Raw genomic sequence first — 23714 nt, 5'->3', positions numbered from 1 at the left:
TATTAAGGCCTCTTAACATTCATTAAGAGGCCTTGTTTTTTTATCAGATAATTTTTTTATTTTAACCGCTACAGCTTCAAGTGTGTATTGAAGTAATTAGTCATCATGGTTTTAATGTGTAACGTTGTGCCACTGCCTTCGTACAAGCCATGGCTTCGATTCGGGTAAGACATGAAGTCAAACTGACGGTTGTGCTTAACTAATTCATTAATTAGGCGTTCAGAGCCTTGGTAATGAACATTATCGTCGCCTGTGCCATGAATAAGCAGTAACTTACCTTGCAAGTTTTTAGCATGGGTAATAGGTGAACCTTGCTTGTAACCTTCGGCAAAGTCAGCTAATAAACCCGAATAGCGTTCTTGGTAAATAGAATCGTATAAACGTTGATCAGGCACAGGTGCTAAAGAAATACCTACATGATATTGCTCAGGGTAACGGAACATCATATTTAAGGTCATCGAACCACCGCCAGAATGCCCCCAAATAGCAACATGGTCAGTATCAATATAGTCCCAACGATTTGCCATTGCTGTTAATGCATCAGATTGGTCACGTGAAGAAAGTACACCGACTGCGCCGTAAATTGATTTGCGCCACTCTCTGCCTTTTGGTGTGCGTGTACCGCGATTATCAATAGAGGCTATTATGTAACCCTGTTCAGTTAACATTTGATCCCACATAGCTGCACTGCCACGCCAGCTATCAGTAACCGTTTGTCCCCAAGACTCTCCATAAACATAAAAAATGATAGGATATTTTTTCTTAGGATCAAAATCTGCAGGGCGAATAATATAACCGTCTAAAACGACACCATCTTGTGCTTTTACTTGAAAAAACTCATGATCTGTTTTTGGCAACTCAGCTAATTTATCGATTAATACCTTGTTGTCCATCATCATGTGTTTGGTTTGATGACCTTCAATTTTCACTAAACGTTTCTGCGTTGGTTGGCTAAATGTCGAGTGTGAATGAATCGCCCATTGCCCGTCTGCCGACATTTGGTAACTGTTAGTACCAGCAAATTCTTCAGGAGTGACCCGTTGATTACTTAAACTTCCATCAAGCTTGCTGCGATATAAGTAACGCTGTGCAACATTTTCAGGTGAAGCTATGTAGTACAACCAACCGTTTTCTTCGTCGATGGTTTGAATGCTTATTACATCAAAGTCACCTTCCGTTAAGTTTAAAGCGGTTTTTCCGTCACGTGTTATGTTGAAAATATGGCGCCAACCACTGCGTTCACTAGTCCATAAAAAGCTGTTGCCTTGGTTTAACCAGCGAGCATCGTCAAAGAAATCAAGAAAGGTCTCTTCTTGCTCTGTCATCACAGTTGTGACATCACCGGTATTAGCGTTAGCTAAATAAAGAATATTAGTGTCTTGTTTGCGGTTGACATGCTGTACCAATATTTGTTGACTGTTACCTGACCAATTCATGCGTGGAATATACATGTTGCGTGAGTTGTTGGGTAGATTGGCCCAGATAGTTTTTGTTGTCGCTAAATTTACTACGCCAACTTTTGGTAATGCATTTGTTTCACCCACTTTAGGGTAAGGGAATTTTGTGATGGTCGGGTAAAGTTCGTCAGTATTATTAATCATAATGAAGTCTTTACTACCACTGGTGTCTAACTGCCAGTAGGCAATTTTTTCACCGTCAGGGCTCCAGCGAAAACCATCCTTAATGGTAAACTCTTCTTCGTAAACCCAGTCAAACAAACCATTGATTTTTCCATCGCCAGCGTCAAATGTTAATTGAGACACCTTATTATTTGCTAAATTTTCTACATAAATATTGTCTGCAACCACGTAAGCGACTTTACTTGCATTAGGCGAAAATTTTGCAAACATTAATGAGCTTGCTAAGGGGTTTTTGCCACCAAGTTGCATTAATTTATTGGTTTTTATATCTAATAACCAATAATCACCTCGACTGTTTGAACGCCATACTTTTTTACTATTAGTATAAATAAGCAATTTTTGACGGTCGTCTGACCAAGTGTAATTATCTATATCTAATGGCTTTTCAGTGCCTTTAGGTGTCAGTTGTTGTGCCGAAATCAATACCGAACGCTGTAAGGTTTCAGGGTTATAAACAACGATGTCACGACCTATGCTGACTTCTTTGCCTTTTTCATCTGTTTTTGTTTTTGCTGATTTTTCAACGATGGTGTAACCACTACCGTCGGCTAACCAACGTAGGCGAGAAATATAATCTGAGCTAAATTCACCCTCTTTGTAAATACGTTCAACGGTTAACGGCGTTGATTTTTTAAGGTTAATGTTAGTATTTGTGGTATTTTCTGTGGAGATGTTTTGACAAGCAGCTAATGATATTGCAATAGCAGTGGTCAATGCGGTTGAGCATAGCCAACGAGTTATTTTTATTTTAGGCATAATATTTCCTTAATTTGCGTACAATCACTTTAAATTGTATACAATTAATTGGCAATGCTGTTGGTCGACTATTTTGTCACTTTTACCGTATTTAAATGATCGCTTAGCGGTTGAAAAAAGTAAATTTGACCTCACCTATTGCACATCAAAAAACAAAAGGTTGAACCATGGATAACGCACTAGAAATTTCTGGCTTAAAAAAAGTTTATAAAGGTGGTTTTACTGCACTTAAAGGTATCGATCTTACGGTTAAACAAGGTGATTTTTTTGCTTTACTTGGTCCTAATGGCGCAGGTAAGTCGACAACCATAGGTATCATCACCTCTTTGGTTAATAAAACCGCAGGTAGTGTTAAGGTTTTTGGCCATGATATCGATAAAGAACTTGAACAAGCCAAGAGCTATTTAGGTCTAGTCCCACAAGAGTTTAACTTTAATCAATTCGAAACCTTGTTAACTATTTTAGTTAATCAAGCCGGTTACTATGGTGTTGAACGTTCTTTAGCATTTAAACGCGCTGAAAAGTACCTGAAAAAACTCGATTTATGGGACAAGCGTAACGATGCAGGTCGTATGCTTTCAGGAGGAATGAAACGTCGCCTGATGATTGCAAGAGCGCTAATGCATGAACCTCAGGTACTTATTCTTGATGAACCTACTGCTGGTGTTGATATTGAACTTCGTCGCTCAATGTGGATTTTCTTACGTGAATTAAACAAGCAGGGTATTACGATCATTTTAACGACCCATTATTTGGAAGAAGCTGAAATGCTTTGTCGAAATATTGCCATTATTGACTCAGGTGTGATCGTTGAAGATACTGATATGAAATCTTTGCTGTCAAAATTAGACCAAGAAACAATCGTCTTTGATATCGACTCCGTAACTAATGCGCCAGAGCTTGATGCCTTCACTTGTCGGTTGATTGACGACCACACCTTAGAAGTAGATGTGAAAAAGTCGCAACTTATTAATGATATTTTTAGCCAGCTTAACGGACAAAATATTAATGTTCGTAGTATGCGCAATAAAAGTAATCGCCTAGAAGAGTTATTCGTCAGTCTCGTGGGTAGTGGGCAAAAAGTTAAACAGGAGAATAAATAGTATGTCATCAAAAAGTAATTTTATTGCTCTGAAAAGCATCTTATATAAAGAAATAAATCGTTTTATGCGTATATGGGTACAAACATTGGTCCCTCCGGCTATTACCATTAGCTTATACTTTGTTATTTTTGGTGAACTTATTGGTTCGCGCATTGGACAAATGGGCGGGTTTGATTATATGTCGTTCATTGTGCCTGGCTTAATCATGATGAGTGTCATTACCAATTCATACTCCAATGTCGCCTCGTCATTTTTTAGTGCTAAATGGCAACGCAATGTTGAAGAAATGCTGGTTGCACCGGTACCAAATTGGGTGATTGTTGCCGGTTATGTCGGTGGCGGTATGGCACGTGGTATGTTGGTGGGTACGATAGTGACTTTAGTCTCTTTATTGTTTGTTGATATTCAAATTCATAATATTTGGGTGATTATTGCCACGGTTAGTTTAACGTCAGCCACGTTTGCCTTAGGCGGTTTGATTAACGCTATTTTCGCTGGTAGTTTCGATGATATATCCATTATACCAACGTTTATTTTAACGCCATTAACGTATCTTGGTGGTGTCTTTTATTCGATCAGTTTACTCCCTGACTTTTGGCAAGGTGTTTCACAATTAAATCCTATCGTTTATATGGTCAATGCTTTTAGGTACGGATTTTTAGGCATCAGTGATGTGAGTCTAACATTAGCATTCTCTGTATTAGGGGCATTTATTATTACCTTATATGCGATTGCCATGACACTTATCACCAAAGGAATAGGGCTACGTAGCTAATGACTATCAATATCGATAAAGAGGATGTCAGCGTGACGGGTGATTCAAGAGTTATCATCACTAATCAACCTGGCATTCATGAAAAACTTGAAGAAATTGTTGAAAAACATTTACAGCACCGCTCACAAAAGCCTTTTCAAGCACATACCGAGCAAGCGTTTGCCGAAATGGATGCTTTAGTGAAAGCCCATCAAGGGGATATTATTTTAGACTCGTGCTGTGGTGTTGGGCAAAGTACACGTATTCTAGCCAAACAAAATCCGCAGGCTTTAGTGATTGGTGTAGATAAGTCAGCGCATCGCATTAATCGTAATGTTGATGAACTTCTCCATGACGATGGCTCTAAAATTGAGAATTTCCATTTAGTTAGAGCAAATTTGAATGATTTTTATCGTTTAGTTGACCAAGCGAATTGGCCAGTAAATAAACATTATATTTTGTATCCCAATCCTTGGCCTAAATCTAAACATATTCAAAGGCGTTGGCATGGTAGTGCGGTATTCCCACAAATTATTAATATTGGTGAACAAATTATTCTGCGCAGTAACTGGCGATTATACTTAGAAGAGTTTCAATTTGCTGCCGATGTAGCGGGTATTTTAGGTGATATTAGTGCGATTACTAATGAAGAGCCTTTAACGCCATTTGAAGCAAAATATAAAGCGAGTGGTCAACCTTGCTGGCAGTTATTGCTCAATCGTGAATATCTACCTTTTATTTAATTTTATTAACTATGCTGCTTAGCAAAATTGACAATAAGTTAGTGAAACTCGCTAATTTATTTAATGAGCAGTAAATAATGATTTGAAATTAAATTTGATTTTCATTAAAAATCAACTCTTTAACGTATATGGCTTAGATCTTGATTACTTTTTGATTAATGAGTAATAATACTCAATCAAAAAGGATATTGAAGATGAATAATTTAATTAAAAAGAATGTATTAATGATGGCGTTGAGTACTTTAGCACTTGTAGAATTAGCGCTAGTTTACGCAGCAACCATTATGTAGTGACTTTATTGCTGGACTTTTCTCTGGTAGATAAAAATAAAGTACAAGACATTTCAGTCATTTTTTATTAAAGTGCCGTTTTATGTTTACTTACCAACATGGTTACAGCGGCAAGGTATGACGACGAATAAGCGCACAGCAAAAGCGACTCAAGAGTCTTTACACAGTATTTTTACAATTCCGGAAGCACCTGATTCGACGTTGGGGCTGATCGAAAAAGAAATATCAGAAAATCTTGCTGGTTTTTTAGGTAATCATATTGCTGCTAAAGAACGTGCCTTAAGCGAAATTGAAAAAGATTTCGCTAGCTCGGCTATTCCCGAAGAACCTAGTTTTGTCTCTGATCATACTCGTCATATTTTAGATAAAGTTGTTGCACAATCAGTGCATACATCAAGCCCAAGTTTTATTGGTCATATGACTTCAGCTTTACCTTACTTTATTTTACCGCTTTCTAAATTGATGGTGGGTTTAAATCAGAATTTAGTCAAAATTGAAACATCAAAAGCATTTACCCCACTTGAACGTCAAGTGTTAGGTATGATGCATCGTTTGGTTTATAAAGATAATGACCATTTTTATGAGCAATGGATGCACAGTGCTAACCATTCATTAGGTGCCTTCTGTTCTGGTGGCACTGTCGCCAATTTAACGGCCTTTTGGGTCGCGCGTAATAATTTGTTGAAAGCTAATGGTGATTTCAAAGGTATTGCACGAGAAGGCTTATTTAACGCATTAAAACATTATAAATATGATGGCTTAGTGATTTTAGTGTCTGACCGTGGCCATTATTCATTAAAGAAGTCTGCTGATATCCTAGGGATTGGTCAGGACAGCGTGATATCAATTCCTACCGATGGCCATAACCGCATTGATTGCCAGAAATTGCGTGAAAAATGCCTTGAGTTGAAACAAAGAAACATCCGCGTATTAAGTATTGTTGGCGTTGCTGGTACGACAGAAACAGGTAACATTGATCCATTAGATAAAATGGCTGATATTGCTGAAGAGTTTCAAACACACTTTCATGTCGATGCTGCATGGGGTGGTGCGACGTTATTATCAAATAAATATCGTCCACTGCTTAAGGGTATCGAACGCGCTGATTCAGTAACTATCGATGCTCACAAGCAAATGTATGTGCCTATGGGGGCAGGCCTGGTGGTGTTTAAAAATCCGGCTTCTGTGGCTTCTATTGAACACCATGCAGAATATATTTTACGTAAAGGTTCAAAAGATTTAGGCTCACATACCTTGGAGGGTTCAAGACCCGGTATGGCGATGTTGGTTTATGCAAGCTTACATATTATCAGTCGACCTGGTTATGAAATGTTGATTAACCAAGGAATTGACAGAGCACGGTATTTTGCAGAACGCATTAATCAGCATGCTGACTTTGAGTTAATAACTGAACCAGAGTTATGTTTATTAACCTATCGCTACAATCCAAAAACGGTGCAAAACTTATTAGCAAATAGTTCAGCAGAACAACAAGATAAGATTAATTATTTACTCGATGACCTGACTAAATTTATTCAAAAACGTCAACGTGAAAATGGTAAATCATTTGTTTCACGCACGCGTATTGAAGTGCAGCGTTATCAAGGTCGTAAAACTGTGGTTTTTCGTGTTGTATTGGCGAATCCATTAACCTCCAATGAAATTCTTAATGATGTGCTAGTCGAGCAACTTGAATTGGCTCAAGAAAGTGAAACCTTTCTACCTGATTTGTTGTCTTTAACTTAGCTTATATTTTGTAATTCTGCTTGAAATGTTTTACTTATACTTTCGTTGTGTAAGTTATTTCTTTCGTTTTATTATTTATCTTCCTAAAAAAAATTATCTAACTCACTGTTAAGTAAAGTTATATATATTTTTAATGAATTTTTGTTCTATAAAGTTTCATTTAGATCTATAAATGTTATTTTCTTTATGAAAGTTGTTGTGTAATAATTCATACACGATTACATTTTGTGGTGGTAATAATTATGGAATACGACATGAGAAAAACTCCAGTAGAAGTATCTGAACACAATCACGCTGACATTTCATCGGTTCAACAAGCCTTAATTGAAGCGCAAAAAGAAATTTTAGAATTGCAATCGCAAATTCAATGGTTAGAACGCTCATACGAATAAATTTTTGTCGCGTTTTAGCACAGTAAATACTAAAAAGCCGAACGTTATGAAAATAACATTCGGCTTTTTTGATCTTTATTGATTAATACGAGCAGTAAATAATTATTACAGGAAAACTTGTAAATTATCGATTAACCTTGCTTTACCACAATGGGCAGCGGCGAGGATCACTAATTCTTTATCATCTTTATTGGCGGGTTGCAGTGTTCTTGCATGACAAATATCAATATAGTCAGTCTTCATACCGGCATTATTAATCAAATGTGTGGCTTGTTTGATCAGACCACTAAAGTCGTGATCAGACTTTATTTGCTGTGCTAGCCATTGAATGTTTTTTGCAAGTGCTGGTGCGATTGCAAGTTGTTCCGGCGTTAAATAACCGTTTCTCGAACTCATTGCTAAGCCACTTTTTTCGCGAACCGTATCGACAGCAATTATATCAATAGCCATTGAAAGGTCTTCAACCATAGTTTTTATCACTTGGACTTGCTGATAGTCTTTTAAACCAAAACACGCGATGTCTGGTTGTACTAAATTAAACAGTTTACACACAACCGTTGCAACACCACGAAAGTGCCCTGGACGGCTTTCTCCACAGTAACCAACAGATACATTGGGCACATCAACATAAGTCTGCTTATCTAGCCCTTTAGGATAAATCATTTGAGCTGATGGAATAAAGAGTAAATCAGTATTAGCAGAGACTAATTGCTGTTGATCGTTGTCGAGCGTGCGCGGGTAATTGTCAATATCTTCATTGGCGCCAAATTGCATAGGATTAACAAAGATACTGGCAACCACTTTGTCGGCGTGGCGATGAGCCTCTGTTACTAAAGCTATATGCCCAGCGTGTAAATTGCCCATGGTAGGGACAAACGCTATTTTTAAACCTTGTTTACGCCATTCACTGACTTGTTGGCGTAATTCGATAATCTCATTTACTATTTTCATATAGGGTATTTTACAATCTATTTAACAAAAATATGTTCGTCACCAGGGAAATTTCCATTGGAGACTTCGCTAATGTATAACTCAATGGCTTTTTTAATGTCACCAGTATCGATCAAAAAATTACGTGAAAACTTCGGCATATAGCTACAGGAAATACCCAAAGCATCGTGCATCACCAAGATTTGACCATCGGTATCTTTACCTGCACCAATACCAATAGTTGGGATTGAAACAGCAGTAGAAATCGCTTTACCTAAATCACAAGGTATACATTCTAAAACTAACAATTGCGCGCCAGCCGCTTCAAGTAACTTAGCGTCGGCGATCATTTTATCTGCTTGTGATTTTTCACGGCCTTGTACTTTAAACCCACCAAATACATTAACAGATTGTGGTGTTAAGCCCAAGTGAGCACAGACTGGGATACCGCGCTCTACTAGGCCTTTAATTGTATCAACTAGCCATTCACCACCTTCCATCTTTACCATGCTTGCACCGGCTTGCATAAGTTTTGCCGCGTTAGTGAAAGCTTGCTCTTTAGTGGCATATGTCATAAAAGGCATATCACTAATGATGAGGGTGTCAGTAACACCACGCTTTACCGATTGTGTATGATAAGCCATATGGTCTATATCAACAGGTAATGTGTCATCTTGGCCTTGTAAAACCATACCCAATGAGTCGCCAATTAAAATAGCGTGAATACCCGCTTGATCGAATAGTTTTGCAAAACTTGCATCATATGCGGTGATGGTAGAAATTTTTTCACCTTGCTGTTTCATTTTTAGCAAAGTTGATGTGGTTATCTTAGCCATATTTAGTCCAAAATTTTTAAGGTTTGAGTAAATACTCAGAGAGCGTATTTGAGTGGGCGTACTTTCGCATAATTGTTAAATTAGCGCAACTTGCTATGAATTTTTAACCCGTTTGTCGCAATTACTTGGCTTAATGCTAATACAGGCTTGCCATTGGGGAGTGTTAGCTTAGGTGATAACTCTGCAAGCGGTAGCAAGACAAACTCACGAAGCTCTAAGCCATAATGAGGCACGGTTAAGCGTTCGTGGTTAATGGTTTCATTATCGAATAAAAGCATATCTAAATCGAGAATACGTGCTCCCCAGCGATTATCTTTTCGAACACGACCGGCATTATTTTCGATGGCTTGTAATTCGTTGAGTAAATCTAAAGGATTTAGGTCAGTTCTTAACAAGGCAACAGCATTCATATAATCAGGTTGGTCTTGTGGTCCCATTGGGCGGCTAAAATACAGCGAAGAAACACCGTCGAGTGTGGTGTTTTTTATTTGTGTTAAGGACGCAACTGCAAGTTCTATCTGTTTTTGAGGATCAGACAAGTTACTGCCTAATCCTACATAGACTAACGCCATTAATCAGTACTGCTCGATTTGTCTTCGCGAACAACCCGACGTTTTCTAGGACTTCTTCGGCTGCTAGTTCGTGATTGGGCAATACTTTTTATCATCAATTCTTGCGTGTTGTGGTCATTCACTTGAAAGTCAGTCCACCACTTTGCTAACTCTTCTAATGCTGGGTTTTCTGGTGTTGCTTCTATTTGGGCTCTCAGTAAAAGAAAATCATATCCCGCACGGAATTTCTGATGTTCTAACGCCTTATAAGCACGTTTACCATCTCTACGACTTAGCTTATCTTGCAGGATCCATATGTCTTTCATTACTGCCTGAAAACGTTTCGGGATACCTATACTGCGCTGTTGTTCAGACATTATTTCGCTTAAAGCAGCAAAAAATACATCTTGGGGTGACAGCTGTGGTTGTGCACTACGTAAACGTTCAACATGACTTTGCAGTGGATACCAAAGCATAGCGGCAAATAAGAATGCTGGGGTGACGCGTTGTTCATTATTAATGCGGCTATCGGTATTTTCCAGTGCTTGAACGATAAAACGTTCAATATGCGGATGATTGCCTTTACTTAGCATTTGGTCAGTTGCCGGGAAAAAATAGCGAAATAAATCATACTTTCTTAACTGCTGAAAAGTAAGTTGCGCTTTGCCGGCAATAAATAACTTTAAAAATTCTTCGAACATTCTTGCCGGAGGTATGTTTGCCATTAAAGGAGCTAATTCAGCAATTGGCGCTTCTGTTTCTGGACTAATGGTCATATCTAGCTTAGTGGCAAATCTAATTGCACGTAGCATACGAACCGGATCTTCACGATATCGTGTTTCAGGATCACCAATCAAACGGATTAATTTAGCGTTAATGTCGCCAATACCGTTAGCAAAATCATGTACTTTAAAATCTTTTGCACTGTAGTAAAGTGCGTTAATGGTAAAGTCACGACGTTCTGCATCTTCTTCGATAGAGCCATAAATATTATCACGCAGTAACATGCCGTCTTCACTTTGTTTTGAAGTCTTTTGGCAACTTTGCTCTTTCTCTGGCGCATTTTCATGGTGGCCACGGAATGTTGCTACTTCAATAATTTCACGGCCAAAAACAATATGAGCTAACCGGAAACGGCGACCTATTAATCGACAATTGCGAAATAAATCTTTAATTTGTTCAGGAGTCGCATTGGTCGCTATATCAAAGTCTTTTGGCTCTAAACCCAATAATAAATCACGTACACCACCACCGACTAAATAGGCGTCATAGCCACCACTATTTAAGCGGTAAAGCACTTTTAAAGCGTTGTTGCTCATTTTCTTACGAGAAACATTATGCTGGTCGCGTGTTAAAACAGTAGAGCCTGAGGTCGGCTGAATTTTAGTTGAGCTTTTAGCCATTTTTTTTGAGGCTTTACCTAATACTCTTTTACACAAGTTGATAACACTTTTGATAATACTGGCCTTGATTGGATAATGTGGGAAGTTGAAACATCTTGTAATGCTACGTTTCACTTTTTTATTGGCTACAATAATATATCACGGGGCAATAAAAGAGAATATAAAACGTTTGAAAATTCAACAAACACCCGTTTTACTTGAATATTACTGACAAAATGCTATTTCTTGCTGCTTAGGGATCGCATCTGTAGACCAGTTTTCTATCGCCCACTCTATTATTTGCGTGGCAGAATAAGCATAAAGGTCTTTAGGTGGATGTTGCCCTAGAAAATTAAGGGCTGCGATTAAGGAGGGGGTTGGATTGTTATTATCAATGGCAGGGGCTTTGTTTTGTTTACTGAGTTTAAAACCAGTAGCATCAACGGCTAATGGAATATGGCCAAACTGTGGCGCTTGATAACCTAATTGTTGATAAAAACTTAACTGCCTTACTGTCGGGTCAAGTAAATCACAGCCTCGAATAACATGGCTAATATTTTGATAAATATCATCGACCACAACAGCAAGTTGATAAGCAAATAGCCCATCTTTTCTGGCTAAAATAAAGTCTTCTTTGGCAAGCTGTTGCGGACAAAAATAATCACCTTGTATTAAATCATGATAGTGATAAATACCGTGGAGATTACATAACCGCGTAGCACTATTTGTTTGCGGATGATTTTTATTTCTGCACTGACCTTGATAAACCCCACCCTGGGCCTTGATTTCAGCGCGTGTACATTGGCAGTGGTAAGTGAGTTTTTGCTCTGCTAATTGTTTTAAAACGTCACGATATAAATCGCTTTGCTGACTTTGATATAAAACAGGTTCGTCCCAGTGGAGTCCATAAGCATCCAGTGTTGTTAAAACTGCAGCACTGGCGCCAAGCATTTCACGGGGTGGGTCTATATCTTCAATACGAACTAACCATAAACCTTGCTGATTTTTTGCATGTAAATAGCTGGCGAGTGCGGCGATTAAAGAACCAAAATGAAGGAAACCCGAAGGGGATGGAGCAAAACGGCCACGATATTGAGTCGTAGATTTACTCAAATATTGTGGCCGCGTAATATTAATTTTGTCGTGATTCATATAATGAATACGTTAACGTAATATCATTTAATCAAGCAACTAACCTGCTAATTGGCGTTCTTTAATCTCAGCAAGTGTTTTACATTCAATACATAAATCAGCAGTTGGGCGCGCTTCTAAACGACGAATGCCAATTTCAATACCACATGAATCACAGAAGCCAAATTCATCTTCTTCAATCAATTGTAATGTTTTTTCAATTTTTTTAATGAGTTTACGTTCACGATCTCGTGTGCGTAGCTCTAAACTGAACTCTTCTTCTTGAGCTGCTCGGTCAACCGGATCAGGGAAGTTAGCTGCTTCGTCTTGCATATGCATAACTGTGCGGTCAACTTCTTCGCGAAGCTGCACTCGCCAAGCATCAAGAATTTTCTTGAAATGCTCTAATTGAGCAGCGTTCATGTACTCTTCGTTGGCTTTCTCTGCGTACGGCGATACGCCCGCTAATGCTAAAATACCTAGTACTTTTTTGGCTGGCATGCTTATTCTCCTAAATGCTACATCGACCTACATGGCGAAGTTGTTGCTCTTTCATTAAAAGCTACACCCGTGGTTGCAATTGCCAATAATAAATAGACCTGAAATACCCAGTCTATATTGCGTTGCACGAATCATAATTCAAGGCTTTCGTTACAATTAACTTAAAAAATAATTATTCTTCTTTTAAATCAAACGGTTGTGGGTTCGTTCGGAAAAGTGGAAATATTTTTGTATACTATTTTTTAACAATTTATTTTTGAGCAAGCTTTTTTAACAATTTTTGTTAGGGTGAGTCAATGTATTTAACTCTTTTTTTTGGTTAATCCGTTACATTTTCCGCTAATTTTACCGGCAAGGCGTCGACCAAAGTCATTTGAATGTTGCTGATATCTTGCTTAAAGCTTACTTTGTAAGCAATAACCTCAACACCCTGCTCCTTAGCCTGTGATAGAAGTTCTGCGTATTTAGCGTCAATATGCTGTGCGGCCATAACGCTGTCAATCCCACTATGAAGTACAGCAAATAACAAAATAGCTCGATGACCTTGTTGTTTCATTTGCATGAGTTCACGTAAATGCTTCTGGCCACGAAGCGTGACTGCATCAGGAAAGTAGCCTTGCTTACTTATAGAGCCATCACCTAGCAGGGTAACACTTTTAACTTCTATATAAGTTAACACATCGTTTTCGTCAGTAAGTAAGAAGTCAATTTTACTATTTTCATCACCGTATTTTACTTCTCGTTTTAACGTTTTATAGTTGTGCAGTTCACTAATTGTTCTATTAGTCAGTGCTTCTTCAACTAATTGGTTGGCACGTAGGGTATTTACACATATAAAATGATCATTCTGTGTTTGAGTGATTTCCCAACTGTAAGGATACTTACGTTTTTTATTATCGGAAGTACTATACCAGACAGTATCTTTTTCTGTAGCACAACCGGTCATAGCACCTGTATTGGCGACATGAAGTGTTGTTTCAGTGCCATCTTCTAATATGATATCTGCAAGGAAACGTTTATAACGTTTGATTAAAATCGCTTTTTTAAGATTTATGTTCATTGGAAAAATAAATGATAAGTTTTATTAATGTTACGTTATGTACTGACAAACCGCTAACTTTTGTTAGTGGTACTTAATTGGCCAACAATACTCGCTAAAATTATTGCAAAGTTAGCCGTTTTGATAAAATATTTCTTAGATGTTTTGGTGCTGTCGTTAAAAAGTACAACAAGAAAATCGCAGTATTATACCGTTAAATAATCAATTTTCCCTGCTGAACGCCCTCGTTTAAAGCTGAGGTTTGGCTAGGTTTACATTAATTAAATAACTACTTTTCAAAAAATATCGGCTTTGCTTGATGATGAGTATAAACTAAGTCGTATTAATTTATGATCTTCAGGATAGTTTATGACCCAAGTAACAAATATTCATTTATCAAAGCAAAGTAGTAGTAATAATTGGCAAAGTGACAACCTTGTTCAGTATGTTGATAACGAACTTCATATCTGTTTGAAAGATTCAAGTGGTAGCCCCTTAAGACAGATTCAAAAAGCAGCACGTAGCATTGAGAAACTTGGCGTTAAGCATGCACGTTTATCTGGTGATAACTGGCAAGCTAATACTCAATGGAGTTTTGCACTCGGTTTTACTTGTGTCGGAAAATTAACTAACGTTGAATTTACCGGTAGCAGCGAATGTATCAACAGTTTGAACGACAAATTAGCTGTTTTTGCCTGGAGCCGTGATTTAATTAATCAAACACCTTCTGAGCTATATCCGCTTAAATTGGCTGAGTTAGCAGCAGATTATATTAATGCTCAAGCACCTGCTTATGTCACCAGCAATATTATCTCTGGCGATGAATTGCAACAGCAAGGCTGGGTGGGCATTTATAATGTTGGTAAAGGCAGTATTAATCCGCCGTGTTTATTAGAAGTTGATTTTAACCCAACAGGCGATCCTGATGCGGCTGTATCTGCTTGTTTAGTCGGTAAAGGTATCACTTTTGACAGTGGCGGTTACAGCTTAAAGTCAAACGCAGGAATGTTTGACATGAAATGTGATATGGGCGGTGCTGCAGTGGTTGCGGGAGCTATGGCATTAGCCATTAGACAAGGTTTAAATAAACGCGTTAAGTTATTTTTATGTTGTGCTGAAAATATGGTCAGTAACGATGCTTATAAGTTGGGCGATATTTTAACTTATAAAAACGGTGTAACGATGGAAGTCGCTAACACCGACGCTGAAGGTCGAATAGTACTGGCTGACGGTTTATTAGCAGCAAGCGAAACTAAGGCGCCTCTTATTATTGACGCAGCAACACTAACAGGTGCGGCGGTAATGGCTACTGGTGGTGAATACAATGCTTTATTTACTTTAGACAACCAAGCTGCAGAGCAAGCGAAAAAAGCCGCAGAGCAAGTGAATGAGCCAATATGGCAATTTCCTTTAGCCGTTTGGCATCAAGATAAATGTCCATCTGAATTTGCAGATACGGCAAACAGTCGACCTGTACCGGGTGGCGGTGCTGGCGGTGCAAGTAATGCTGCGGGATTTTTATCTAGATTTGTCGACAATGAAGGAGCAGGTTGGTTACATTTCGATTTAGCGACGGCTTATAATGGCAGCAGCACTAGCCTGTTTAGTGCCGGAGGGACTGGCTTAGGTATTGCCACGATCGCTGAGTTAATTAAGTAATTTTTAATGTGACGTGTTAATCGATATAAAGCACAATAATGAACATTATTGTGCTTTTTTTTAGGCATTTATATATTTACATTCTTAGCGGTTATTTACCTGTTTTAGGCTGGCGAACGAAATATAACAATATGGCTTGAAACGTTTGTGATAGAGTGACCATCAGCTTGTTACCCGACCCTATTTCATAAAATTAAAATGTCTGTTTCTCCATTACCCATAGAAAACATCAAAGCGGAATTTCTTGATGCATTAACTCAGCATCAAACTCTTGTACTATCTGCTCCGCCAGGCGCGGGTAAATCAACAGGCCTACCGTTATGGCTATTAGCACTTGGCCAATTTAAAGGTAAAAAAATATACTTACTTCAACCTCGTCGTTTAGCGGCTAAAACAGTTGCTTGTTTTTTAGCGAAGCAGATAGGTCAGCCGGTCGGGAAAACAGTCGGTTATCGGTTGAAAAATGAAAGTAGGGTATCTGAAAATACTCAATTGGAGGTCATCACTGAAGGTATATTCACCCAAATTATTCAGCATGACCCTGAGCTTGAAAATTGTGCTTTAGTGATCTTTGATGAGTTTCATGAAAGGTCACTTCATGCAGATTTAGCTTTTGCATTAGCACGAGATACACAACAAGGGTTACGAGACGATTTAAAAATATTATTAATGTCAGCAACGTTAGCGACTGCTGAATTACTCAAGCAATTACCCGACGCCGTTTCTCTTGCTAGTGAAGGTCGAAGTTTCCCTATTGATGTTAGTTATTCGCCAGTAAAAAATAGCCGATTATGGCGTGAACACGCGGTTAATATTTGTAAGAATGCAATAAACTCGCACCAAGGTTCAATATTGGTTTTTTTACCCGGTATCGCTGACATTCGTTTTCTTGCTGAAAAGTTAGGTGAGTTATTACCCAAGCATTTTTTATTATGTCCATTATATGGCAACTTAACGCTTGCGGAGCAACAACAGGCAATTTCGCCTACCGAGCAAGGGCTTCATAAAATTGTTCTAGCAACTAATATTGCAGAAACGAGTTTAACTATTGAAGGAATTGATTTAGTTATAGACTGTGGTTTAGAAAAAGTCGCCATCTACGACAGGCAAACGCTGACAAATCAGTTACAGCAGCGTAATATTTCTAAGGCCTCTGCAATACAGCGTATGGGACGTGCGGGTCGAATGATGGCAGGTAAATGTATTCGACTTTACAGCGACGAAGATTTTCAGCGCAGGAACGAACAAAGTGCCAGTGAAATTCAACAAGCTGACTTACTTCCTATGGTTATAGAGGTTGCACGCTGGGGTGTGAAGCAATTTAATGAACTACCTCTGATAGAACTTCCGGCAAAACTACTCGAAACTCAAGCATGGCAAGAATTACAAAAGCTGCAGATACTTGACGATAAAAGAAACTTAACTCCGCTTGGCAAAAATGTTGCTGGTTTTGCTTGTCATCCACGTTTTGCTAAAATGATTGTGAGAGCCTCAGCATTAGAAAAAAAACATCAATACTTAGGATTAACAAACCTCGCCGCATTGTTAGCGTCATTGCTTGAAGACCGAGATATATTTCGTGGTGAACGTGCATTTACTGATTGTGACTTACGTCACCGTTTGAGTGAGTTAATTCAGCAATCAAACAGCAAAAAATATCAGTCATTTTTCCTACAAACAAAAAAACACTTACAAAGAATTAATGAAGTTTCAGTATCGAATTTATCAAGCTTACCAGTGGAATTAACCGGATTATTACTTGCTCTAGCTTATCCCGAGCGTATTGCTAAACAACGGACACAATACGGCCATTTTTTAGCTGAAAATGGTAAAGGTCTTATGATCAATGAGCAAGATGCGCTGGCGAGTGAAGATTATATTGTGGCTGCTAATTTAGCTGAATACCAACAAAAATTACAAGTAAGACTTGCTGCACCGGTTGATATTAAACAGCTTATTAATTTGGGAATTATCGCTGAAAAACAAATAAAACAACTTAATTACGATTCGAAAACCCAACGTATAAGTGCTAAGCAGCAAACAGTATTTGGTGCTATTGTCTTGTCAGAAAAGCCCAGTAATGAACAAATAAGTGATGAAGCACTAGCTACTTTATGGCAACAACAAATTGAGCGAAATGGTCTGTCCTATCTTCATTGGCGCGAAGCTGATCAAAAATTACTCAGTCGTTGGCGTTGGGTTAATCAAACTCAGCCGCATTTAAATTTTCCTAATGTTGAGGAAAGTGATTTATTACAACACTTAGCGTTATGGTTAGTTCCTTTTATTGGTGCGATAAAAAATAAAAACCAGCTAGATAAAGTAAATTTAGCATCGGCATTACTATCGTTACTTGATTATAACCAGCAAAAAACCTTCGCTCGTATTGCCCCTGAGTATTTTGTTGGCCCAACAGGAAGACGTTGCCCAATTCGATATAGTGTCGAGCAAGCGCCAATTGTTTCAATGCCTATGCAAGAGCTTTATGGCGTGAGTGTTACCCCTAAGGTTGGCGATGATCAACATAACAGCGATGTTTCCTTGATTATTGAGCTGCTATCGCCGGCAAAGAGACCTATTCAAGTGACACAAGATCTCATTGCTTTTTGGCAAGGAAGTTACAAGGAAGTACAAAAAGAGATGAAAGCAAAATACCCTAAGCACTTTTGGCCGAATGATCCCGCTAATGCAAAGCCGACTAACCGCGTTAAAAAATATATGTAATGAAGCATTAGCTTTATTAACGGATGAAAATACTATTTAAAATGACTAATAATGTGAAAAAAGAAAGCAAAGAAACTAAAGGAAAAACGGCCACTAAGGCGTCTCGGGTAAGTTGGTGCTGGCATACTGCTTTGAAATTGCTCATTACCTTTATATTTTTATTTAGCTTTTATGCGGTTTACCTCGACAGTAAAGTGAAAGATAAATTTGAGGGGCAACGGTGGAACATTCCCGTGCAAGTTTATGGCAAAGTTGACAGTTTCAAAGTTGGCGATAATGCTTCACTTGCTCAACTAAAGCAAAATTTACTTTTGTCTGGTTATCAGAGAAAGCAACAGGCGCTCAACCCGGGTGAATTTGCTTTATCAAAGACGACGCTGATTGTTTATCGTCGCGCTTTTGATTTTGGCAACGGTAATACGCACGTAGAGCGCTTCACTATTAATATTGCCGGTAACAAAATACTTTCTTTGTTTAATGAGCAAGGAGCTATTGAAAGTTTTTCATTTGAACCTTACTCACTGGGGCGATTAGTTCCTGAAAACAAAGAAGATAGGGTGATAGTCTCACTACAAAGAGTACCAGAGCAACTTATTGATACCTTACTATTAGTTGAAGACCGTGATTTCTATTTTCATGCGGGTGTTTCCCCATTAGGGATTTTTCGAGCTTTAGTGGCTAATATTCAAGCAGGGAGAACGGTTCAGGGAGGGAGTACCTTAACACAGCAACTGGTTAAAAATATGTTTTTAACCCGTGATAAAACACTCTGGCGTAAAGTTAACGAAGCGGTTATGTCGATTATTTTGGAGCTTAGATATAGTAAAGATCAGCTACTTGAAGCCTATATAAATGAAGTCTATTTAGGACAACACTATGCTAATGGTATTTATGGTTTTGGCTTAGCGGCTAAATTTTATTTTGGTCAGCCGATCCAATCTTTAACGATTGAACAAATGGCCATGCTTGTTGGGCAGGTCAAGGGGCCTAGTTATTATGATCCTTGGCGTCACCCTAAAAATGCTAAAAAGCGACGAGATCTTGTTTTACGGTTGATGTATCAAAATGAACTGATCTCACAAAAAAACTATCAAGCGGCAGTCGTATCACCTTTATCTATTCGTAAAACTCGCCGTTTAGCCAATAAAAAGTTTCCTGCTTATTTACAATTGGTCAAAAAAGAACTTTCTGAAAAGCTTTCAGCGTTCGAACAACAAGCGGGTGTTCGAGTTTTTACAGGCTTTTCAATAACAGCACAAATGAATGCAGAACAAACGATAGCTAAGCATATCCCTGAATTAACAATACTAAACAAAGGCGAGTCCTTACAACTTGCCATGGTGGTTACCGATATCAAGTCAGGTGAAGTAAAAGCCTTAGTTGGCGATAAAAAAGCGGGTTATGCCGGCTTTAACCGAGCATTAGATGCTAAACGTCCCATCGGTTCATTAGTAAAACCCGCAATATACTTGGCCGCTCTAGAGCGTTATCAACAATATAACTTTGCAACCTTATTGAACGACGAACCTATTGTACTTATCAGCGATGGGGGCAAAGAATGGCGTCCAAATAATTATAATGGAAAATTTGAAGGCAAGGTAAGCCTACATGATGCTTTAGTTAGGTCGTTAAACGTGCCAACAGTGAATTTAGGTATGCAACTCGGCTTAGAAAATATTGCCAATATCTTTCACTTGCTAGGTTATCCCGAAGATATCGTCACTCGCCCTAGTATGTTATTGGGCTCTTTAAGTTTATCACCATATGAAATTAATCAGCTTTATTTATCTATAGCCAATCAAGGATTTAAGAGTAATAGTCATGCGATTGACCGTATTATCTCGGCACAGGGCGAAACTTTATGGCAATTTGAAGCGCCAGACGAGCAGTTGTTCTCAACTCAAGCTATGTATTTACTTGACCATGCTTTATCACAAGTAACCGAAGTGGGAACGGCTAAGTCGCTTACTTGGCGTTTAGATGGGGCAGCAGTAGCAGGAAAAACAGGTACCACCAATGATCAAAGAGACAGTTGGTTTATTGGTTATGATAACCAAAACTTAGTGACGACTTGGCTAGGTCGTGACGACAACAAACCGACCAACCTAACAGGCAGTAGCGGCGCTCTAGTGCTATTTGCACAGTTTATGAATAAAAACGGTGTGGTTAACAAAAGTCGTTTAATGCCTGAAAATATTGCATTAACTAATTTTGAATCTTCCAGTGGTATCGCCGTCAGTATCGAGTGTGCTGAAATGATTAGTTATCCGGCAATAACGACAGGTCTTTTAATAGAGCCGCATTGTTTAGGAAAAAAGCTGACAGAAAAGAAGAAAAAGTTATCTTGGTTCGAACAACTTTTTACTGATTAGCATGACAGATTTACTAATGTATCTTGTTTTTTTATTATGCCTTTTCTTGCATGTTTATTATACAGATACTATTGTATAAAAAATTAGCTGGCTCATAGGATTGCTTGTTAATCATAAGGGATTGATATCACGTATAAAATTAATACGCTGGATCTGATATGAAGCATCGTTTAAGTTTTGGCTTTTATAATATATTTGCAAATAATATTATTGAAGTAACCGCTGATGAAGGCGTCGAAATGACACTTGAAATGGTTGAGGAATGCCATGAATTTGTGCATGAGAACGTAGAAGGGGATTTTGCCCTGTTAATCAACCGCATTAATAACTACACCTATACTTATGAGGCGAAACTTTCAGTCGCATCTTATGAAGGTTTAAAAGCGCTTGCCTTTGTTTGCTATTCTGAAAAAAGTGTCTTAGTGACTAAGAAACTGCAGGCAAGTCGTTCATTTGATCAATGGAAATATCCGGTATTTTCAGGTTTAGAATTAGGTTGGCAACAAGCTTATCATTGGCTTGAAAATGAATTACTGGCCGTTAAAGTAAATTAGCGTCACCGTTAATAAAAAGGGATAGCCATCGGCTATCCCTTTTTATTTTAAGGATGGTCTTGTTAAAAAATGAGCATCCTTGTGCGTCAACGGGCGTGGTTTAGTCGCTAAACCACGCTAATTTTTACATTATAGTTGAGCAAAGCACTTATCAGCAGCGGCTAACGTTAATTCAATCTCTTTATCGGTATGAGCCATAGATAAAAAGCCAGCTTCATAAGCTGAAGGTGCCAAGTAGATGCCGTTTTCTAGCATTAAGTGGAAGAAACGTCTGAACTTATCTGTATCGCAAGCGGTTGCTTGTTCAAAAGTAGTGACAGGCTCTGGTGAATCTGTAAAGAAAAAACCAAACATTGCACCAGCATAGTTAATGCTTAATGACACGCCATTGCGCTCGGCTGCTGCTTTTAAACCCATAGCAAGCTTTTCAGTTGATGCACTCAATTGCTCGTGTTTATCACCGATGCTTAATTCATTTAATGCCGCTAAACCGGCAGCCATAGCGATAGGGTTACCCGATAAGGTACCTGCGTGGTAAACAGGGCCAATAGGTGCAATATAATCCATAATCTCTTTTTTACCGCCAAACGCACCGACAGGCATACCACCACCAATAACTTTACCTAACGTCGTTAAATCAGGAACAATATTGTAATGTGCTTGAGCCCCACCTAATGCAATACGAAAGCCGGTCATTACTTCATCAAAAATCAATACACTTTTATGTTCATCACAAACGTCACGTAGACCTTCAAGGAAACCTTCTACCGGAAGAACACAGTTCATGTTTCCAGCAACAGGTTCGACAATAATACAGGCGATTTCATCTTTATATTTAGCAAAGATTTGTCTAACTTCGTCAATATTATTAAAACTAACGGTTAATGTGTGCTTGGCAACATCAGCAGGAATACCAGGTGAATTTGGCACCCCCATGGTTAGTGCACCTGAGCCTGCTTTTACTAATAGCGAATCAGCATGACCATGGTAGCAACCTTCAAACTTTAAGATTTTATCACGTCCAGTGTAGCCACGAGCTAACCGAATTGCGCTCATGGTAGCTTCTGTACCTGAGCTGGTCATTCGAATGCGTTCCATTGACGGTACTAGTTCACGTACCTTCTCTGCCATAGTGATTTCTAGCTCGGTAGGTGCGCCAAAACTTAAGCCATTTTGAGCAGTTTCAATAACTGCTGCTAAAATAGCCGGGTGGTTATGGCCTAAAATCATTGGTCCCCAAGAACCGACATAATCAATATAAGCTTTATCATCGGCGTCATAAATATATGCACCTTCAGCGCGTTTAATAAAACAAGGCGTACCGCCAACACCATTAAATGCACGAACAGGCGAGTTTACGCCACCGGGAATAATTTGTTTTGCGCTGTTAAAAAGTTGTTCTGAATGGTTCATAAATTGCCTACTTTGTTAATTATAATACGACTAACATTAAATAAACTGTTGTCGCTTATATACTTAAGAATTATTTATTTGTTGGTGTACCAAGTCACTGGTTTTTCAAATTGGCTGAGCTTATTTTCAACACCCAGTGTTAAGGCAAATAATGCCATACGTACCAGTACACCATTTTGGGCTTGTCTAAAAATAGCTAGGTTGTCTAAATCATTTAAATCACTATCAAGCTCGTTTGCTTCAGGGCGAGAATCGCGTGGTAAGGGATGCATTATCACAGTATGTTGCTGGCAAAACTGCTGATAAACTTCTCTATTTAAGCTGAAATGACCACGGTACAAATTAGCTTCGTCTTTACTGGCAAAGCGCTCTTGCTGAATGCGCGTTTGATAGATGATATCGCACGATAAATTATGGTCAATTTTATCGGTAACCACAACTTGATGTCCGGCGTTGGTTAAAGATGAGATTATACTGTCGGGCATGTTAAGTGCGTCAGGAGATATCATCGTTACTTTCATGTTTTTATATAAGCTGAGTAATTTTGATAATGAATGTACGGTTCTCCCGTGTTTGAGATCACCCATTAAGACAATATTTAAACCGTCTAAAGTTTTGTTATGTGGCGCCATTTCAGATTGCATGGTAAACAAATCAAGTAAGGCTTGTGTTGGGTGTTCATTAGCTCCATCTCCGCCGTTAATAACCGGTACACTACTGCCTTTTGAAAACTCTTCAACTGAATACATCGTGGGATGTCGCATCGCAATAATATCAGAGTAGCCGCTAATAACACGTGCCGTGTCAAAGAGAGATTCACCTTTACTCAACGATGAATTTTCTTGTCCAACGGTCTCACGAACAGCACCACCGAGAAGGTTAAAAGCCGCACCAAAACTGACCCGAGTACGGGTACTGGGCTCGAAGAAAAGATTGTTGAGAATTGCGCCATCCAACACATGACAACGCTTCTTACGCATAGCATAAGGCGCCATTAGTGATGAAACTTCTAAAATACGAGAGATAGCATCGCGATTAAGCTGCGAGACAGAAAGGATATGACTTCCTTCAAACTTCATCATAAAAAGTTACCTAAAATTATAAGACTGCGACTATTTTTGATGCAGGAATATAGCACAATTCAGAAATGTTGAGAATAGATTATCGCTGTTATTCAATTTCTGTGTGTCTAAATCAA

The 23714-nt window shown here is 38.6% G+C and carries 19 protein-coding genes; 9 read left to right on the top strand and 10 right to left on the bottom strand.

Annotated features, from left to right (window positions below; translation table 11 throughout):
* Positions 1-68 precede the first annotated feature (68 nt).
* Positions 69-2396 (bottom strand): S9 family peptidase, encoded by a 2328-nt coding sequence (locus H4J70_RS10360; protein ID WP_182251083.1) that lies wholly within the window; start codon positions 2394-2396, stop codon positions 69-71.
* A 167-nt stretch (positions 2397-2563) separates the two neighbouring features.
* Between H4J70_RS10360 and H4J70_RS10355 the strand changes: the two genes are divergently transcribed.
* The 5 genes from H4J70_RS10355 to H4J70_RS10335 all read left to right on the top strand — a co-directional run bounded on the left by H4J70_RS10355 (position 2564) and on the right by H4J70_RS10335 (position 7424).
* Positions 2564-3499 carry an ABC transporter ATP-binding protein gene (locus tag H4J70_RS10355; RefSeq protein WP_182215606.1) on the top strand — a complete coding sequence of 312 codons (936 nt, stop codon included), beginning with the start codon at positions 2564-2566 and terminating at the stop codon, positions 3497-3499.
* Between the two features lies 1 nt (position 3500).
* On the top strand, positions 3501-4274 hold the full coding sequence (locus H4J70_RS10350; protein ID WP_070375522.1) for an ABC transporter permease: 774 nt from the start codon (positions 3501-3503) through the stop codon (positions 4272-4274).
* Positions 4274-4996, top strand: a complete 723-nt coding sequence (locus tag H4J70_RS10345) for a tRNA (guanosine(46)-N(7))-methyltransferase TrmB (protein WP_182221296.1) — start codon at positions 4274-4276, stop codon at positions 4994-4996. Before H4J70_RS10350 ends, H4J70_RS10345 begins: the two co-directional genes overlap by 1 nt.
* 407 nt (positions 4997-5403) lie before the next feature.
* On the top strand, positions 5404-7032 hold the full coding sequence (panP, locus tag H4J70_RS10340) for a pyridoxal-dependent aspartate 1-decarboxylase PanP (protein WP_182221295.1): 1629 nt from the start codon (positions 5404-5406) through the stop codon (positions 7030-7032).
* Between the two features lie 254 nt (positions 7033-7286).
* Positions 7287-7424: a hypothetical protein gene (locus H4J70_RS10335; protein WP_157470960.1), complete on the top strand. Its 138-nt coding sequence runs from the start codon at positions 7287-7289 to the stop codon at positions 7422-7424.
* A 105-nt stretch (positions 7425-7529) separates the two neighbouring features.
* On the opposite strand, the gene panC is transcribed toward H4J70_RS10335, so the two are convergent.
* The 7 genes from panC to sfsA form a co-directional block, all read right to left on the bottom strand.
* Positions 7530-8375, bottom strand: coding sequence for a pantoate--beta-alanine ligase (gene panC, locus H4J70_RS10330; RefSeq protein WP_182251082.1), 846 nt, complete (start codon positions 8373-8375; stop codon positions 7530-7532).
* A gap of 17 nt (positions 8376-8392) precedes the next feature.
* Positions 8393-9190 (bottom strand): 3-methyl-2-oxobutanoate hydroxymethyltransferase, encoded by a 798-nt coding sequence (panB, locus tag H4J70_RS10325; protein ID WP_182175375.1) that lies wholly within the window; start codon positions 9188-9190, stop codon positions 8393-8395.
* A gap of 80 nt (positions 9191-9270) precedes the next feature.
* Positions 9271-9762, bottom strand: a complete 492-nt coding sequence (gene folK / locus H4J70_RS10320; protein WP_182251081.1) for a 2-amino-4-hydroxy-6-hydroxymethyldihydropteridine diphosphokinase — start codon at positions 9760-9762, stop codon at positions 9271-9273.
* Positions 9762-11144, bottom strand: coding sequence for a polynucleotide adenylyltransferase PcnB (pcnB, locus tag H4J70_RS10315; protein WP_182215628.1), 1383 nt, complete (start codon positions 11142-11144; stop codon positions 9762-9764). The genes folK and pcnB overlap by 1 nt, the downstream gene beginning before the upstream one ends.
* Positions 11145-11348: 204 nt before the next feature.
* Complete coding sequence (gene gluQRS, locus H4J70_RS10310; RefSeq protein WP_182251080.1) at positions 11349-12275, bottom strand: tRNA glutamyl-Q(34) synthetase GluQRS; 927 nt, start codon at positions 12273-12275, stop codon at positions 11349-11351.
* Between the two features lie 39 nt (positions 12276-12314).
* The gene (gene dksA / locus H4J70_RS10305; protein WP_182175389.1) at positions 12315-12755 is read right to left on the bottom strand and encodes an RNA polymerase-binding protein DksA; all 441 of its coding nucleotides are present in this window, start codon (positions 12753-12755) and stop codon (positions 12315-12317) included.
* Between the two features lie 319 nt (positions 12756-13074).
* The gene (gene sfsA / locus H4J70_RS10300) at positions 13075-13815 is read right to left on the bottom strand and encodes a DNA/RNA nuclease SfsA (protein WP_182251079.1); all 741 of its coding nucleotides are present in this window, start codon (positions 13813-13815) and stop codon (positions 13075-13077) included.
* A 348-nt stretch (positions 13816-14163) separates the two neighbouring features.
* Here sfsA and pepB point away from each other — a divergent pair, with 348 nt between their 5' ends.
* From pepB to H4J70_RS10280, 4 genes are all read left to right on the top strand, one after another.
* Positions 14164-15453: an aminopeptidase PepB gene (gene pepB, locus H4J70_RS10295; RefSeq protein ID WP_182175393.1), complete on the top strand. Its 1290-nt coding sequence runs from the start codon at positions 14164-14166 to the stop codon at positions 15451-15453.
* A 198-nt stretch (positions 15454-15651) separates the two neighbouring features.
* Complete coding sequence (gene hrpB, locus H4J70_RS10290; RefSeq protein ID WP_182251078.1) at positions 15652-18177, top strand: ATP-dependent helicase HrpB; 2526 nt, start codon at positions 15652-15654, stop codon at positions 18175-18177.
* A 41-nt stretch (positions 18178-18218) separates the two neighbouring features.
* Positions 18219-20549, top strand: a complete 2331-nt coding sequence (gene mrcB, locus H4J70_RS10285; RefSeq protein ID WP_182251077.1) for a penicillin-binding protein 1B — start codon at positions 18219-18221, stop codon at positions 20547-20549.
* A 158-nt stretch (positions 20550-20707) separates the two neighbouring features.
* Positions 20708-21103 (top strand): hypothetical protein, encoded by a 396-nt coding sequence (locus H4J70_RS10280; protein ID WP_182215586.1) that lies wholly within the window; start codon positions 20708-20710, stop codon positions 21101-21103.
* Positions 21104-21232: 129 nt separating this feature from the next.
* Here H4J70_RS10280 and hemL read toward each other — a convergent pair whose 3' ends face one another.
* Positions 21233-22516 (bottom strand): glutamate-1-semialdehyde 2,1-aminomutase, encoded by a 1284-nt coding sequence (gene hemL / locus H4J70_RS10275; protein ID WP_182215584.1) that lies wholly within the window; start codon positions 22514-22516, stop codon positions 21233-21235.
* Positions 22517-22590: 74 nt separating this feature from the next.
* Positions 22591-23598, bottom strand: a complete 1008-nt coding sequence (locus tag H4J70_RS10270) for an aspartate carbamoyltransferase (RefSeq protein WP_197517584.1) — start codon at positions 23596-23598, stop codon at positions 22591-22593.
* Positions 23599-23714: the final 116 nt, after the last annotated feature.

The sequence above is a fragment of the Colwellia sp. BRX8-9 genome, from assembly GCF_014077245.1.
Taxonomy (GTDB): Bacteria; Pseudomonadota; Gammaproteobacteria; order Enterobacterales; family Alteromonadaceae; genus Colwellia_A.
Note: the sequence above shows the minus strand (reverse complement) of the source record. Positions and strands in the feature narration are given on the sequence as shown.

What these genes read in the sequence shown, in the direction of transcription:
- panC (WP_182251082.1), bottom strand. Translation starts at nt 8,375, where the DNA reads ATGAAAATAGTAAATGAGATTATCGAATTACGCCAACAAGTCAGTGAA.
- sfsA (WP_182251079.1), bottom strand. Translation starts at nt 13,815, where the DNA reads ATGAACATAAATCTTAAAAAAGCGATTTTAATCAAACGTTATAAACGT.
- H4J70_RS10270 (WP_197517584.1), bottom strand. Translation starts at nt 23,598, where the DNA reads ATGATGAAGTTTGAAGGAAGTCATATCCTTTCTGTCTCGCAGCTTAAT.
- panB (WP_182175375.1), bottom strand. Translation starts at nt 9,190, where the DNA reads ATGGCTAAGATAACCACATCAACTTTGCTAAAAATGAAACAGCAAGGT.
- H4J70_RS10280 (WP_182215586.1), top strand. Translation starts at nt 20,708, where the DNA reads ATGAAGCATCGTTTAAGTTTTGGCTTTTATAATATATTTGCAAATAAT.
- pepB (WP_182175393.1), top strand. Translation starts at nt 14,164, where the DNA reads ATGACCCAAGTAACAAATATTCATTTATCAAAGCAAAGTAGTAGTAAT.
- gluQRS (WP_182251080.1), bottom strand. Translation starts at nt 12,275, where the DNA reads ATGAATCACGACAAAATTAATATTACGCGGCCACAATATTTGAGTAAA.
- hrpB (WP_182251078.1), top strand. Translation starts at nt 15,652, where the DNA reads ATGTCTGTTTCTCCATTACCCATAGAAAACATCAAAGCGGAATTTCTT.
- dksA (WP_182175389.1), bottom strand. Translation starts at nt 12,755, where the DNA reads ATGCCAGCCAAAAAAGTACTAGGTATTTTAGCATTAGCGGGCGTATCG.
- pcnB (WP_182215628.1), bottom strand. Translation starts at nt 11,144, where the DNA reads ATGGCTAAAAGCTCAACTAAAATTCAGCCGACCTCAGGCTCTACTGTT.
- H4J70_RS10335 (WP_157470960.1), top strand. Translation starts at nt 7,287, where the DNA reads ATGAGAAAAACTCCAGTAGAAGTATCTGAACACAATCACGCTGACATT.
- folK (WP_182251081.1), bottom strand. Translation starts at nt 9,762, where the DNA reads ATGGCGTTAGTCTATGTAGGATTAGGCAGTAACTTGTCTGATCCTCAA.
- H4J70_RS10355 (WP_182215606.1), top strand. Translation starts at nt 2,564, where the DNA reads ATGGATAACGCACTAGAAATTTCTGGCTTAAAAAAAGTTTATAAAGGT.
- H4J70_RS10360 (WP_182251083.1), bottom strand. Translation starts at nt 2,396, where the DNA reads ATGCCTAAAATAAAAATAACTCGTTGGCTATGCTCAACCGCATTGACC.
- H4J70_RS10345 (WP_182221296.1), top strand. Translation starts at nt 4,274, where the DNA reads ATGACTATCAATATCGATAAAGAGGATGTCAGCGTGACGGGTGATTCA.
- panP (WP_182221295.1), top strand. Translation starts at nt 5,404, where the DNA reads ATGACGACGAATAAGCGCACAGCAAAAGCGACTCAAGAGTCTTTACAC.
- H4J70_RS10350 (WP_070375522.1), top strand. Translation starts at nt 3,501, where the DNA reads ATGTCATCAAAAAGTAATTTTATTGCTCTGAAAAGCATCTTATATAAA.
- mrcB (WP_182251077.1), top strand. Translation starts at nt 18,219, where the DNA reads ATGACTAATAATGTGAAAAAAGAAAGCAAAGAAACTAAAGGAAAAACG.
- hemL (WP_182215584.1), bottom strand. Translation starts at nt 22,516, where the DNA reads ATGAACCATTCAGAACAACTTTTTAACAGCGCAAAACAAATTATTCCC.